Raw genomic sequence first — 13,689 nt, forward strand, 5'->3', positions numbered from 1 at the left:
CCGTAGAGCACCCGAGAACCCCGACAGGCCCCAGGAGGACCCGATGACCGAGACCCCGCACATGAACGTCGAGAGCTTCAACCTCGACCACCGCACCGTGGCCGCCCCCTACCTGCGCATCGCCGACCGCAAGCAGCTGCCCGCCGGGGACGTGCTGACCAAGTTCGACGTGCGCTTCTCCCAGCCCAACGTCGAGCACCTCGGCTCCGAGACCGTGCACTCGCTCGAGCACATGATGGCCGAGCACATGCGCAACCACTCCACGCAGGTCATCGACGTGTCCCCGATGGGCTGCCGCACCGGCTTCTACGTGCTGCTGGAGGGCGAGCACGACGTCGAGGGCTTCGCCCCGGTGCTCGAGGCGACCCTCACCGACCTGCTGACGGCCACCGAGGTGCCCGCCGCCAACGAGGTGCAGTGCGGCTGGGGCGCCCACCACACCCTGGAGGGCGCGCAGGCCGCGGCCCGCACGTTCCTGGACCGCCGCGCCGAGTGGGCGCAGGTCAGCGCGAGCTGAGCATCTCCCGCACCGTCCCCAGCAGGCGGGCGGTGCGTTCATCGGTGGCGAGCTGGTCGATGGTGACCGGCCGCTCCAGCTCGTCGGCCAGCGGGATCCGCCAGTTCGGGTACTCCTCGTCGGTGCCCGGCTGGTTCTGGATCCGCCGCTCGCCCACGCAGTCCACCAGGGACACGCCCAGCAGCAGCGAGGGCGTCATCGCCAGGTGGCGGTGCAGCGCGAGCACCGTCTCCTCGATGTCGGCGTCCTCGGCGAGCAGGCTCTCGCGGCGCAGCCCGGCCAGCACCTTCTCGCGGGCCGCCTCGTCGATGGCGATCTCCTCGTCCAGCGGACGCTCCAGCAGGTCCAGCTCGGCGCGCAGCCGCACGTGGTCGCCCTGCAGGTAGCCGGCCGTGGGCGGCAGGTCGTGGGTGTTGACCGAGGCCATGCACAGGCGCCGGTAGGTCTCCGGGGGCAGCGGGTCACCGTTGCCGTCGTTCTCGAACCACAGGATCGAGGTGCCCAGGATCCCCTGCTCGGAGAGGTAGTCCCTCACCCACGGCTCGAAGGTGCCCAGGTCCTCGCCGATCACCAGGGTGCCGGAGCGCTGCGCCTCCAGCGCCAGGATGCCGATCATCGCTTCGTGGTCGTAGAACACGTAGGTGCCGTCGGCGGCGACGGAACCCTGCGGGATCCACCAGAGCCGGAACAGGCCCAGCACGTGGTCGATGCGCAGCGCACCGGCGTGCCGCATCAGCGAGCGCAACATGTCCCGCCAGGGCTTGTAGGAGGCCTCCCGCAGGTGCTCGGGGTGCCAGGGCGGCTGGTCCCAGTTCTGGCCGAGCTGGTTGTACTGATCAGCGGGGGCGCCGACGGCGATGCCGCGCGCCAGCACGTCCCCCAGGCGCCAGGAGTCCGCGCCGACCTGCTCCACGCCGACGGCGAGGTCGTGCATGACGCCGATCCGCATCCCGGACTCGAGGGCGGCGTCCTGGGCGGCGGCGAGCTGTTCGTCCAGCAGCCACTGCACCCAGGTGTGGAACTCGATGCGCTCCCCGAGCTCGGCGCGGGCGGCCTCCACGTCCGCGGCGGTGAGGTCCCGCAGCCGCGGCTCATCCTCGGTGCCGTGGAGCTGCTCGGCGATCGCGCTCCAAGTGGCGAAGTCGACCAGGCCCTGGCCCTCGCGGCGGCGGAAGGCGGTGAACAGGGCCTCGCGGCCGGCGGTGCGGGGCACCGCGAACAGCTCCTCCAGCGCGTCCAGCTTCGCGGTCACCACCGCGTCCCGCTCCAGGCGGTCGGTGCGCTCGTTCCAGACGGCGGCGTCGCGGCGCAGCAGGGCGAGGCGCTGACGCGCGAACTCGGGCAGGTCGCGGTACTCGGGGACGTCCTCGACGCGCAGGTACAGGGCGCCGGTGAAGCGGCGGGTCACCGGCAGGTAGGGGGAGGGCTCGATGGGCACGGTCGGGTAGGAGGCGTGCAGGGGGTTCACCAGCACGAAGTCGGCGCCGTGGTGGGCGCCGGTGATCGCGGCGAGGTCCCGCAGGTCGGCGAGGTCGCCGATGCCCCAGGAACGCTCGGAGCGCACCGAGTAGAGCTGGGCCTGCAGACCGAAGGCGCGGTGCTCCCCGAGCTGCTCGTGCACGGTGACGCGGCGCGGCGTGATGACGACGTCGGCCTCGAACTCGCCGTCGGCGGTGGTGGCCTGCACCCGGTGCCAGCCCAGCGGCAGACCGACGGGCAGCACGAAGCGGGCGCGGCCCAGCCAGCGGCCGTCGACCTCGCGGGCCGGGGTGTTGTCCTCGCCCTGGGGGAGCTCCCGCACGGAGCCGTCCTCCAGCAGCAGGCGGGCGCCCACGCCGGTGCCGGCCTCGACGTGCACCGGCACGGAGCCGACGCGGTCCTCGCGCAGCACGGTGACGGGCGGCAGCACGGCGCGCCAGGCGTCGAGTTCGCGCTCGGCGCGGATACGGGCCGCGTCCTCCTCGGAGTCGACCTCCGCGCCGAGGGCGGCGAGCACCGCCCGCAGGGTGTCGTCGGAGACGTCCTTCTTGGACCCGTCGTAGCCCCAGTAGTCGGTCCCGACACCGAGGTCACGGGCGAGATCACGCAGGGTGGAGGAGAGCAGCGCCATGGGACCAGGGTACCTGCACGGGGCCGACGTTCCGGACACCGGCCGGACCCCGGCTCGGGCGGCGGCCGCGCGGGCCGGCGGGAATCTGGCGCGGCTCAGGTCCAGGACGGCAGCCACATGCGCCACTGCCACTGGTCCAGGTCGATCACCTGGCCGGTCCACACCGGCCAGAAGAACGCGGAGACCAGCACGATCAGCACCAGCAGGGAGCCGACGAACAGGCCCCCGGCCAGCCGCCGCTCCGGGTCGGCGCGGCGCCCCCCGACGACCAGGCCCAGCACGTAGGCCAGGCACAGGATCAGCCACGGCTCGAACACCACGGCATAGAAGGTGAAGACGGTGCGCTCCTCGTACAGCAGCACCCATGGCAGGTAGCCGGCGACGATGCCGCTCAGTGCCGCCAGGGCCCGGCCGTCGCGGAACCACAGGCCGAGCAGCAGCGTGACGATCACCGCGAGGGTGCCCAGCCACCAGATCAGCGGGTTGCCGACGGAGAGGATGTGGGAGGCGCAGCGCTCCACCTGGCAGCCCATCTCGCCGTAGTCGTAGGAGCGGTAGTAGAAGTTCGTGGGGCGGAGCATCAGCGGCCAGCCCCAGGGGTTCGACTGCCAGGGGTGCTCCGAGTCCAGGCCGACGTGGAACTCGTAGGCCTGCCGGTGGTAGTGCCACAGCGACCACAGGGCGTCCAGCGGCGCGAACCCGGTGCCGCCGCCCTCCTGCTCGGCGGCCCAGTGGCGGCCGTAGCCGATGGAGGTGAGGAGCCAGCCGGACCAGGAGAGCAGGTAGGTGACCGCGGCGGTGCCGACGGTGGCGAGGAAGGCGGGGATCGCGTCGCGCCACAGCCCGCCCAGCAGCCAGTCCCGCTGCTCGATGGTGCGCCGGGCCCACCAGTCCCACAGCACGATCATGATCCCGAAGACCGCCAGGAAGTAGATGCCCGACCACTTCACCGAGCAGGCCATGCCCAGCAGCACCCCGCCGGTGATCCGCCAGGGCCGCCACCCCCCGCGCAGGCCCAGCCTCGGCGGGGCCAGGCCCGCGACCCGCAGCCGCGCCGTCTCCAGGGCCAGACGCTCCCGGTGCCGGTCGCGGTCGATCAGCAGCGCCCCGAAGCCTGCCAGCACGAAGAAGGTCAGCGGCAGGTCCAGCAGGCTCGTGCGGGAGTGCACCAGGTGCAGCCCGTCGATGGCGAGCAGCAGCCCGGCGATCAGGCCGACGGTGGTGGAGCGGAACAGGCGCCGCCCGATGCGGGCCAGCATCAGCACGCTGAGGGAGCCCAGCAGCGCCACGGCGATGCGCCAGCCCCAGGGGTTGTCGGCCCCGAGCGCGGTCATCCCGGCGCCGATCAGCCACTTGCCGAGGCTCGGATGGACGACGTACGCGCCGGTGTCGAGGTAGCCGTCCACCTCGCCGCGCTCCCAGGCGGCATCGGGCTCCTCGGGCCAGTCCATCTCCACGCCCTGCTGGGTGAGGGTGTAGCCGTCCTTGACGTAGTAGGTCTCGTCGAAGATCAGCTCGTCGATGGTGCCGAGGCCCCAGATGCGCAGCACCAGGGCCAGGCCGAAGACGGCGAAGGCGCCCGCCCAGGCCAGGCCCGCGGCGTTCGCGCCCACCCGCTCGGGCAGGCGCAGGCGACGGCGCAGCGCGGCATGGGTGGCGGCGAACTCGGCGGCCTGCTCCTCGGCATCGACGGGGGACTCGTCCACGGCGACGGTGGTGGGGGTGGGCTCGGTCTCTGGGGTCGCGGCTCCGGTCCCGGGGGCCACGGCGTCGGCCTCGGGGCTCCCGGACCCGGCGGTCTGATCGCGCGCGGTCGCCGCGTCGTCGTCCTGGGCCCTCTGCACCCGGTCATGCTAGGTCATCGCCGCTGCGCGGCCCGGCAGACGCCGAGGGCGGGCCCGCCCCCGACACCTGCGGAGACCTAGCATGGGGCGCATGCTCTCCCCCGGTGTCCTCACCCTCGCCGCCACCCCCATCGGCAACCCGCTGGACGCCTCGGTGCGGCTGCTGCGGGCCCTGGAGCAGGCCGATCTCATCGCCGCTGAGGACACCCGCCGCCTGCACCGCCTGGCCGCGGCGCTCGAGGTGACGCTCGGCGGGAAGGTCCTCTCCCACCACGAGCACAACGAGGAGCACCGCACCGAGCAGCTGTTGACCGCGCTCGCCGAGGGACGGCGGGTGCTGATCGTGACCGATGCCGGGATGCCCGTCGTCTCCGACCCCGGCTACCGTGCCGTGCGGGCCGCCGCCGCCGCGGGCTACCCGGTCACCGTGATCCCCGGCCCCTCCGCCGTGCTGACCGCGCTGGCCGCCTCCGGCATCGCTCCGGACCGCTTCACCTTCGAGGGCTTCCCGCCGCGCCGCGACGGCAAGCGCCACGCCGCCTTCGAGCCGCTGCGCCACGAGCCGCGCACCATGGTGTTCTTCGAGTCCCCGCGCCGCACCGCCGCCACCCTCGCCGCGATGGCCGAGGTGTTCGGCCCCGAGCGGGAATCCGCCGTGGCGCGCGAGCTCACCAAGACCTACGAGGAGGTGCGCCGCGGCACCCTCGCCGAGCTGGTGGCCTGGGCCGAGGCGGGGGAGGTGCTGGGCGAGGTGGTGATCGTCGTCGCCGGCGCCGAGCCCGTCGCCGCCGACCCGGAGGCGCTGCTGGAACAGGTGCTGGCCCGCGCCGCCGCGGGGGAACGGATGAAGGACGCCGCCAAGGCCGTCGCCGCGGGCGCCGAGGGCGTCAGCGCCCGCGAGCTGTACGACGCGGCCCTCGCCCGTCGCTGACTCAGCTCTGGGAACCCGCCTCCCCGTCCGCACAGGCCCAGGACGCACGAGAGCCCCCGACCACAGGGTCGGGGGCTCTCGTGGAGACGAACGCGCGGGACGGGCCCGCGGGCGATCAGTCGTCGATGGAGATCAGACCGCGCTGGTAGGCCTTCGCCAGGCGACGCGGCACCGCGGCGGTGCGACCGCGGACGGTGACCTGCACGAGGTCGGCGTTCGAGGCCTTCCACTGCGCACGGCGGGACCGGGTGCGAGCCCGGGACATCTTGAACTTGGGCACTGCCATGAGGAACGCTCCTTGACGGTCCGGAGGATGAACATGCGCCGCGACCCGGCCCGAGCAGCGACCCGGACCCACAGGGGTGGGGCGCTCGGGTGCGCGAGGGGGTGCGCGACAACGGTCCATTGTGCCACAGCGGCGCCGAGGCCTCGCCCCCGGGCCGGGTGAGGTAGCCCACCGTTCCCGCAGGCCCGCGCGCCGCGGGGCCGTGCCGGACGGCGGGACGGCGGCGGTGCCGGGGCCTTCTACGATGGTCGCATGTCGTCCCCGACCTCCCCCGACCGGGGCGCCGCCGTGCCGCCCGCCGTGCGCTCCCGCGAGGACATCGACCCGCGCGGCCGCTCCCGCGACCGCTCCTGGCCGCCCGCCCCGGAGCCGCTGCCGCTGCCGGTGATCGACAACCACTGCCACCTGGACTTCTCCGACGGCGACACGGAGCTCAGCGTCCACGACCACGTGCGCCTGGCCCGCGAGGCCGGCATCGATGCGCAGATCACCATCGGCTCCGACCTGGCCGCGAACCGCTGGACCACCGCGCTGATGGCCTCGCCGGATCGACCCGCGAGCCTGCGCGGCGGCGTCGCCATCCACCCCAACGAGGCGCCGCTGCACGCCCGCGGCCACGACCACGAGGGCACCGCCCTGATCGACCTCGACACCGCCATCGCGGAGGTCGCCGAGCAGCTCGCCACCCCCGGCATGGTCGTCGTCGGGGAGAGCGGCCTGGACTGGTTCCGCACCTCCAAGAAGGACGAGGCCGCCCGCGCCGCCCAGATCGACTCCTTCCGCGCCCACATCGCCCTGGCCAAGGAGCGCGGCCTGCCGCTGCAGATCCACGACCGCGACGCCCACGCCGACGTGCTCGACGTGCTCGACGCCGACGGCGCCCCCGATCGCACCGTGCTGCACTGCTTCTCCGGCGACGCCGAGTTCGCCCGCGCCTGCGTCGAGCGGGGCTTCTACCTCTCCTTCGCCGGCACCGTCACCTTCAAGAACGCCGACCCGCTGCGGCAGGCCCTCGCGACCGTCGGCCTCGGCCCCGTGATGGTCGAGACCGACGCCCCGTTCCTCACCCCCGTGCCCTACAGGGGCCGTCCCAATTCCTCCTATCTGATCCCGCTGACCATGGCGACGATCGCCGAGGTCACCGGCGCGACCCTGGAGGAGGCCTGCCGTGCCGTGCGGGCGACCACCGAGCAGGTGTACGGGCCGATCCCGGCCGGGCCCGCCGCATGACCGGCACGGACGGGGAGCGCCCCGGGAAGCTGCTGAGCGCCCGCGACATCCGCGAGCTGGCCGACGCCACCGGCATCCACCCCTCCAAGCAGCGCGGCCAGAACTTCGTGGTGGACCCCAACACGGTCCGCTCCATCGTCGAACGCGCCCACGTCACCCCCGGTCAGGCCGTGCTCGAGGTCGGGCCCGGCCTCGGCTCCCTCACCCTTGGCCTGCTGGAGGCCGGCGCCGCCGTCACCGCCGTCGAGCTGGACCGGGGCCTGGCCGCGCTGCTTCCCGCCACCCTCGCCGCCCGCGGCATCGGCGAGGACCGCTTCCGCCTGGTTCACGCCGACGCCCTGCAGGTCACCGAGCTGCCGGAGGTGCCCGGGGTCGGGCCGCCCACCGCGCTGGTCGCGAACCTGCCCTACAACGTCGCCACCCCCATCCTGCTGACCGCCCTGGAGCGCTTCGCGAGCCTGCGCACCGCTGTGGTGATGGTGCAGTCCGAGGTGGTCGAGCGGCTGTGCGCCGGGCCCGGCTCCCGCACCTACGGCGCGCCCAGCGTGAAGGCCGCCTGGTACGGCACCGTCACCCACGCCGGCCGCATCTCCCGGCAGATCTTCTGGCCGGTGCCCAACGTCGACTCGGCCCTCGTGCGGCTGGAGCGCTACGCCGAGCCGCTCGGGGACGAGACCGAGCGGGCACAGGTGTTCGCGGTGGTCGACGCCGCCTTCGCGCAGCGCCGCAAGACCCTGCGCGCGGCCCTGTCCGGCTGGGCCGGCTCCCCGGCCCGCGCCGAGGAGATCCTCCGCGCCGCCGGCATCGACCCCGGCGCCCGCGGGGAGCGCCTGGAGGTCCACCAGTTCCGGGCCATCGCCCGCGCGGCGGCCACCGGGTGAGCGCCCTGCGCCGCGTCGTGGTCCGCGCCCCCGGCCGGGTCACCCCGTACCTCGCCCTCGGCGCCGCCGACGAGGACGGCCACCATCAGCGCGCCACGGTGCTGCAGGCCATGGACCTCGAGGAGACCATCACCGCCGAGCGCGCCGAGGGCCTGCACCTGGAGGTCGACAGCGAGGGCCCCGGCGAGGTGCCGCGGGACGCCACCAACCTGGTGCTGCGCGCCGCCGCCCTGCTGCGTGAGCACAGCGGCGAGGGCCACGGCGCCGCCCTGCACCTTCACACCCGGGTGCCGATCGCCGCGGGACTCGGCGGGGGATCGGCCGACGCCGCCGCCACTCTGGTCGCGCTGCACCGGCTGTGGGGGCTGGACCTGCCCGTCGCCGATCTGCGCGAGCTGGGCCGGGGCCTGGACGCCGAAGTCCCCTTCGCGATGCTCGGCCACACCATGCACGGCCACGGCGGGGAGCTCACCACCGTGCTCACCCACGGCCACTGGACCTGGCTGCTCGCGCTGCCCGAGGGGTCGCTGGTCGCCGCGGAGGTGCTGGCCCGCCACGACGAGATCGCTGCGGCCGTCGGCCGGGAGATCCCGGAGCGCCCCGCCGTCGACGAGCGGGTGCTGCAGGCCCTCGGTGCCGGGGACGCGCAGCTGCTCGGCCAGGGCCTGCACAACGACCTCACCTCCGCCGCCTTCGCCCTGCACGGCGGGCTGGAGGCCCTGGTGGAGGCCGCCGAACAGGCCGGGGCCGCCGGGGCGATGGTCTGCGGCTCCGGCCCGGCCGTCGCCGTGCTGGTGGAGGACTCCGTGCACGGCCAGGAGGTCGAGGCCGCCCTGCGCGGCGCGGACCTGGTGCGCGAGTGCCACCTGCTGCGCGGCTCCGTGCCGGGCGCCGCGATCCTCGAGGAGCGCTGATCCCGCGCTCCGCGAGGACCGACGGTCAGGCCTGCAGGTCCAGCTCCGCCCGCATCCAGGCGTGGGTGCGGGCGGCGAGCCGGACGTCGGCGGCTTCCGCGCTGCGGGGCAGCAGCGTCGGGTCCCCGCGCAGCGCCCGCGGCCCGTCCGGCCCCACGTAGGAGGCGGCCGGCAGCGGCTGCGTGGCCGCCACCAGCACCGACTCGGCGCCGCGGGCTGCGGGCATCGCGAGCGGGCGGGTCGCCCCGGTGAGCAGCGCGTCCAGCCGCACCGAACCGGTGGCGTTCTGCAGGTTGGTGAGCACCCAGCCGGGATGCACCAGCTGCACGTCCACGGGGGAGCCGACGGCGCGCAGCCGCTCGGAGAGGTCCAGGCCCCACAGCATCGCCAGCAGCTTGGAGCGGCCGTAGCCGGCGGTGAACGACCAGCCGCCGGTCCGGAAGTGCGGGTCGTCCCCGTCGAGCCGGCCGAAGTGGTGCGCCGCGGAGGCGGTGATCACGACCCGGCCGCGCACGGCCGGCAGCAGCAGCTCGGTCAACAGCACCGGAGCCAGGGCGTTGACCCCGGTCATCCACTCGAAGCCCTGCACGGTCTCCTCGCGGCGCCGGGTGACACCGCCGGCCACATGGACCAGCAGGTCGATGCCGGTGTCGGCGGTGGCCTCCTTGATCTCCGCGGCCCCGGATCGCACCCGGTCGAGATCGGCGAGGTCCAGGTCGGTGAGGGTCGCGGCGTCCTCGCGGCCGGTCTCCCGTCGCAGCCGCGCCGCCACCGCCTCGCCCTTGTGGCGGGTGCGCACGGGCAGCACCAGGCGGGCGCCCCAGTGGGCGAGTCGCAGCGCCGCCTCGCGGCCGATCCCGTCGCTGCCGCCGGTGAGCACCACCGTGGAGCCGTGCAGGTCGGGCCGGGGCAGATGCTCCCAGCAGGGGATGTCGAGGCGCGGGGTCGTCATCCCCGCACCGTAGAACGCCGTCCTGGGTGCGGGCCGGACCCACGGCGGGACGGGGCGCGACGGACCCCGGCTACGGTATGTCCATGTCGCCCCGTTCCTCCTCGGCCGTAGCCCTACCGTGAGCGCACCGTCCGCCAGATGCTGCGCGTGATGACCCTGCAGAAGCTCAGCGACAAGTACGACGACGTGCCCGAGGGCTCCCTCGTGGAGCATCTGCTGGAAGGGCGGCTCGGCGCCTCGCGATGAGCACCCGCCGGGCCGTCGTCGGACTGCTTCTCGATGGGTTGCGCCAGGTGCGGTCCCGGCACCGCCTCGTCAGGCGGAGGCGAGTCGAGCTGACACGAGGCGATTCAGCGACACCTCTTGCTCGGCGGCTTCGGTGGCGAGTCGTCGGTGCAGTTCGGGGGTGACCCGCACCGGTCGCCACGTGCGCCTCGTCCTCGGGGGACCAGCGCACGCGGTGGGTGTCGTGATCAATGTTCACGTCGTGCCCTTCTGGGCCGTCGCATCGGCTGGTCAGCGCGCCACCGTCGACGGTTCAGCAACAGACTGGCGACGGTGTGCGACGCGGGAGCGGACCATCGCGAGGGTCTGCTCGTCGCCGTCACCGATCGGTCGCTCTCCGGACCGTGATGCCTTCGCTCAGCCCACCTGCTCGGACAGCTCCAGCCAGCGCTCCTCGGCCTCGGCGCGCTCGGTCTCGGCGGCGCCGGCCTCGGCGGTGAGCTTCTGCAGGCCCTCGTAGTCGCCGGGGTCGTGCTCGGCCATGCGGGCATGGATCTTCTCGATCTGGGATCCGAGCTTGTCGATGCGGCGCTCCAGCGCGGAGACCTCCTTCTGGGCCTCGCGCAGCTCGCGGCCGGAGAGGGCCGTCGCGGCGGACGCGACCGGCTCCGGGGAACCGGCCGCAGCAGCGGGGGCACCGGAGCCCGCGGCCTCCTGCTCGGCGCGCAGCGCCAGGTACTGCTCGACGCCGCCGGGCAGGTGCCGCACGTGCCCGTCGAGCACCGCGTACTGGGTGTCGGTGACGCGCTCGAGCAGGTAGCGGTCGTGGGAGACCACCACCAGCGGGCCCGGCCAGGTGTCCAGCAGGTCCTCCATGGCGGCCAGCATGTCGGTGTCCATGTCGTTGGTGGGCTCGTCCAGCACCAGGATGTTGGGCTCCTCCAGCAGGGTCAGCAGCAGGTCCAGCCGTCGCTGCTGCCCGCCGGAGAGGGCGCCGATGCGCACCTTCTGGTGGGCGGTGGTGAAGCCCAGCCGCTCCAGCAGCTGCCCGGGGGAGACCTCGTCCTTGCCGGCCCGGAAGCTGCTGCGGTAGCGGCCGATGACGTCGCTGACCCGTTCGTCCAGCACGTCCTGCAGCCCCTCGAGGCGCTGGGACACCTGCCGCACGGTGACGGTCTTTCCCTTCCTCACGCGCCCGGCCTGCGGCTGCACGGTGCCGGTGATCAGCCCGAGGAAGGTCGACTTGCCGGCGCCGTTGGGCCCGAGCACGCCGATGCGGTCGGCGGGACCCAAGTGCACCGTCACGTCGTGCAGCACGGTGCGCTCGCCGTAGCCCGCGTCCACGTCGAGCACGTCGATCACGTCCCGGCCCAAGCGCGAGGTGGCCAGCTGGGTGAGCTCGACGGTGTCGCGGGCGGGAGGCTCCCCGGCGATCAGCTCGTTGGCGGCGTCGATGCGGAACTTCGGCTTGGAGGTGCGGGCCGGGGCGCCGCGGCGCAGCCAGGCAAGCTCCTTGCGCATCAGGTTCTGTCGCTTCGCCTCGACCGCGGCGGCCTGCCGGTCGCGCTCCACCCGCTGCAGCACGTAGGCCGCGTAGCCGCCCTCGAAGGGATCGACCACCCCGTCGTGCACCTCCCACATGCGGGTGCAGACGGCGTCGAGGAACCAGCGGTCGTGAGTGATGACCACCAGGCCGCCGTCGCGCGGGGACCAGCGGCGCTTGAGGTGCTCGGCCAGCCAGGCGATGCCCTCCACGTCCAGATGGTTGGTGGGCTCGTCCAGGAGCAGCACGTCCCAGTCGCCCACCAGCAGCTCCGCCAGGTGCACGCGGCGCAGCTGTCCGCCGGACAGCGCGGTGAGCAGCGCGTCCAGCTCGATGCCGCCCAGCAGGCCGGACAGCACGTCGCGGACCCGCGGGTCCGAGGCCCATTCGTGCTCGGGACGGTCGCCGACGACCCGCTTGCGCACGGTCGTGCCGTCGCCGAGGCGGTCCTGCTGGTCCAGCACGCCCACCCGGGTGCCGCCCCGCACGGTGACGCGGCCGTCGTCGGGCTCCTGCTGACGGGACAGCAGGCGCAGCAGCGTGGACTTGCCGTCGCCGTTGCGACCGACGACGCCGATGCGGTCGCCCGCGTCGATGCCGAGGGTGACGGAGTCCAGCAGCACGCGGTCGGGCAGGGCGACGTGCAGGGCCTGGGCGCCGAGCAGATGGGCCATGGGTGGGAACCTCGCAGAGCGGATCGGGAGACGAAGAACAAGGGGGGGCGGGCGCGGGCCGCCGAGAGGCGCCGGGCACGCGGCGCCGAGGGAGGGGGCTCAGCCGCGCGGCGGCTCCTCCGCCTCGAAGGTGAGCAGCAGGCGGCGCAGGGTCGCGGCCAGCGCCTGCTCCTGCTCGGCGCCGAGCGGGCCCAGCAGCTCCCGCTCGCTGGCCAGCAGCGCCGCCATCGCGGCATCCACCCGGGCGGTGCCCTCGGGCATCAGCCGCACCTCCACGGCGCGGCCGTCGCGGGGGCTGCGCGCCTTGGAGACCAGGCCGCGCGCCACCAGCTTGTCGATCCGTGTGGTCATGGTGCCGCTGGTCACGAGCGTCTGCCGCATCAGCTCGCCGGGGGAGAGGGCATCGTCGCCGCTGCGGCGCAGCGCCGAGAGCATGTCGAACTCCCAGCCCTCCAGGCCGGCCGCGGTGAAGGCCTCCCGGCGGGCGGACTCCAGGAACCGCGACAGCCGCGAGATGCGGGAGAACACCGCCAGCGGGGCGATGTCCAGATCGCCGCGGGCCTGCGTCCAACCGGCCACGATGCGATCCACCTCGTCGCGCTCCGCGGCCTCGCCGACGGGCGGCTCGGGGGTGACGGGGCGGCGCTCGGCGCCGGGATCAGCGGGGATGGACATGCAGGGGAGTCTAGGGGCGGACGCCGCGCGGCACCGAGCCGCGCGGCCCGTGCCGTGCGCTCAGGACGCCCGGGCGCGCAGCTGCGGGCGGCGCTCGATGGCGGAGAGTCCGAACCAGGACAGGTTCACCATCCCCGCGGCGACCTCCTCCTTGGAGGGCTGCCGGGTCTCCAGCCACCACTGCCCGGTGTACGACACCATCCCGACCAGCATCTGGGCGTACATCGGGGCGTCGGTGGTGGGGTAGCGGTGCTGGCGCAGCTGCGCGGCGAGGATCTCCTCCACCCGGCGGGCCACGTCGGTCAGCAGGGAGGAGAAGGTGCCGCCGGTCTGGCTGACGGGGGAGTCCCGCACCAGGATCCGGAAGCCGTCCTCGTGCTCGTCGATGTAGGACAGGAAGGCCATCGCGGCCCGCTCCATCAGCACCCGCGGATGCGCCCGCTGGTCCCGCAGGGAGGACTCCAGGGAGGCGAGCAGGGTGGAGACCTCCCGGTCCACCACCACCGCGTACAGCCCCTCCTTGCCGCCGAAGTGCTCGTAGACGATGGGCTTGGAGACCCCGGCGCGGGAGGCGATCTCCTCCACGCTGGTGGCGTCGTAGCCCTTCTCCGCGAACAGGGTGCGGCCGATCGTCACCAGCTGCTCGCGCCGTTCGCGGCCGGTCATCCGGGGGGTGCGCGCCCGGGGAGCCTCCTGCATCGCCATGCGGCGAGTCTGTCACAGGCCCCGCGCCGCCCCGGGGGACCGGCCCTGGCACCGTCCCCGGGCGGCGGTCCGGCGCCGTCCCGGCCGGTAGGATCGTCGCGCGCCCGTGGCGCCCCTCCGCCATGGTGTAATCGGCAACACCTCAGATTTTGGTTCTGAAGTTTCAGGTTCGAGTCCTGATGGCGGAACGACCACCGCCCCC

13 protein-coding genes and 1 tRNA gene are annotated in these 13,689 nt (G+C 74.1%); 6 read left to right on the forward strand and 8 right to left on the reverse strand.

Going from position 1 to position 13,689, the window contains the following annotated elements:
• Positions 1–43 precede the first annotated feature (43 nt).
• Complete coding sequence (locus OM98_RS09015; RefSeq protein WP_010534295.1) at positions 44–517, forward strand: S-ribosylhomocysteine lyase; 474 nt, start codon at positions 44–46, stop codon at positions 515–517.
• On the opposite strand, the gene malQ is transcribed toward OM98_RS09015, so the two are convergent.
• Together malQ and OM98_RS09025 are read right to left on the reverse strand one after the other, a co-directional pair.
• Positions 504–2,627, reverse strand: a complete 2,124-nt coding sequence (gene malQ / locus OM98_RS09020) for a 4-alpha-glucanotransferase (protein WP_010534296.1) — start codon at positions 2,625–2,627, stop codon at positions 504–506. The genes OM98_RS09015 and malQ overlap by 14 nt on opposite strands.
• A gap of 95 nt (positions 2,628–2,722) precedes the next feature.
• Complete coding sequence (locus OM98_RS09025; RefSeq protein ID WP_010534297.1) at positions 2,723–4,471, reverse strand: dolichyl-phosphate-mannose--protein mannosyltransferase; 1,749 nt, start codon at positions 4,469–4,471, stop codon at positions 2,723–2,725.
• Positions 4,472–4,553: 82 nt separating this feature from the next.
• On the opposite strand from OM98_RS09025, the gene rsmI reads away from it, so the two are divergent.
• On the forward strand, positions 4,554–5,402 hold the full coding sequence (gene rsmI, locus OM98_RS09030) for a 16S rRNA (cytidine(1402)-2'-O)-methyltransferase (protein ID WP_010534298.1): 849 nt from the start codon (positions 4,554–4,556) through the stop codon (positions 5,400–5,402).
• Between the two features lie 115 nt (positions 5,403–5,517).
• Here rsmI and rpmF read toward each other — a convergent pair whose 3' ends face one another.
• A complete protein-coding gene (gene rpmF / locus OM98_RS09035; protein WP_010534299.1) occupies positions 5,518–5,688 on the reverse strand; it encodes a 50S ribosomal protein L32 in 171 nt (56 codons plus the stop codon).
• Between the two features lie 252 nt (positions 5,689–5,940).
• Here rpmF and OM98_RS09040 point away from each other — a divergent pair, with 252 nt between their 5' ends.
• The 3 genes from OM98_RS09040 to OM98_RS09050 are packed head-to-tail and all read left to right on the forward strand — an operon-like array spanning position 5,941 to position 8,713.
• Positions 5,941–6,918, forward strand: a complete 978-nt coding sequence (locus OM98_RS09040; RefSeq protein ID WP_010534300.1) for a TatD family hydrolase — start codon at positions 5,941–5,943, stop codon at positions 6,916–6,918.
• A complete protein-coding gene (gene rsmA, locus OM98_RS09045; protein ID WP_010534301.1) occupies positions 6,915–7,799 on the forward strand; it encodes a 16S rRNA (adenine(1518)-N(6)/adenine(1519)-N(6))-dimethyltransferase RsmA in 885 nt (294 codons plus the stop codon). The genes OM98_RS09040 and rsmA overlap by 4 nt, the downstream gene beginning before the upstream one ends.
• Positions 7,796–8,713 (forward strand): GHMP family kinase ATP-binding protein, encoded by a 918-nt coding sequence (locus tag OM98_RS09050; protein ID WP_010534302.1) that lies wholly within the window; start codon positions 7,796–7,798, stop codon positions 8,711–8,713. The genes rsmA and OM98_RS09050 overlap by 4 nt, the downstream gene beginning before the upstream one ends.
• 25 nt (positions 8,714–8,738) lie before the next feature.
• Here the strand turns inward: OM98_RS09050 and OM98_RS09055 are convergent, their stop codons facing one another.
• The 5 genes from OM98_RS09055 to OM98_RS09070 form a co-directional block, all read right to left on the reverse strand.
• Positions 8,739–9,665 (reverse strand): SDR family NAD(P)-dependent oxidoreductase, encoded by a 927-nt coding sequence (locus OM98_RS09055; protein ID WP_010534303.1) that lies wholly within the window; start codon positions 9,663–9,665, stop codon positions 8,739–8,741.
• A 315-nt stretch (positions 9,666–9,980) separates the two neighbouring features.
• Positions 9,981–10,082: a toxin-antitoxin system HicB family antitoxin gene (locus OM98_RS16215; RefSeq protein WP_245528756.1), complete on the reverse strand. Its 102-nt coding sequence runs from the start codon at positions 10,080–10,082 to the stop codon at positions 9,981–9,983.
• 225 nt (positions 10,083–10,307) lie between these two features.
• Positions 10,308–12,107 (reverse strand): ABC-F family ATP-binding cassette domain-containing protein, encoded by a 1,800-nt coding sequence (locus tag OM98_RS09060; RefSeq protein WP_010534304.1) that lies wholly within the window; start codon positions 12,105–12,107, stop codon positions 10,308–10,310.
• A gap of 99 nt (positions 12,108–12,206) precedes the next feature.
• Complete coding sequence (locus OM98_RS09065) at positions 12,207–12,782, reverse strand: MarR family winged helix-turn-helix transcriptional regulator (protein ID WP_010534305.1); 576 nt, start codon at positions 12,780–12,782, stop codon at positions 12,207–12,209.
• Positions 12,783–12,842: 60 nt separating this feature from the next.
• Positions 12,843–13,487, reverse strand: coding sequence for a TetR/AcrR family transcriptional regulator (locus OM98_RS09070; RefSeq protein ID WP_010534306.1), 645 nt, complete (start codon positions 13,485–13,487; stop codon positions 12,843–12,845).
• Between the two features lie 116 nt (positions 13,488–13,603).
• Between OM98_RS09070 and OM98_RS09075 the strand changes: the two genes are divergently transcribed.
• Positions 13,604–13,675, forward strand: a tRNA-Gln gene (locus tag OM98_RS09075).
• Positions 13,676–13,689: the final 14 nt, after the last annotated feature.

Source organism: Brachybacterium squillarum M-6-3 (genome assembly GCF_000225825.1).
GTDB lineage: Bacteria > Actinomycetota > Actinomycetes > Actinomycetales > Dermabacteraceae > Brachybacterium > Brachybacterium squillarum.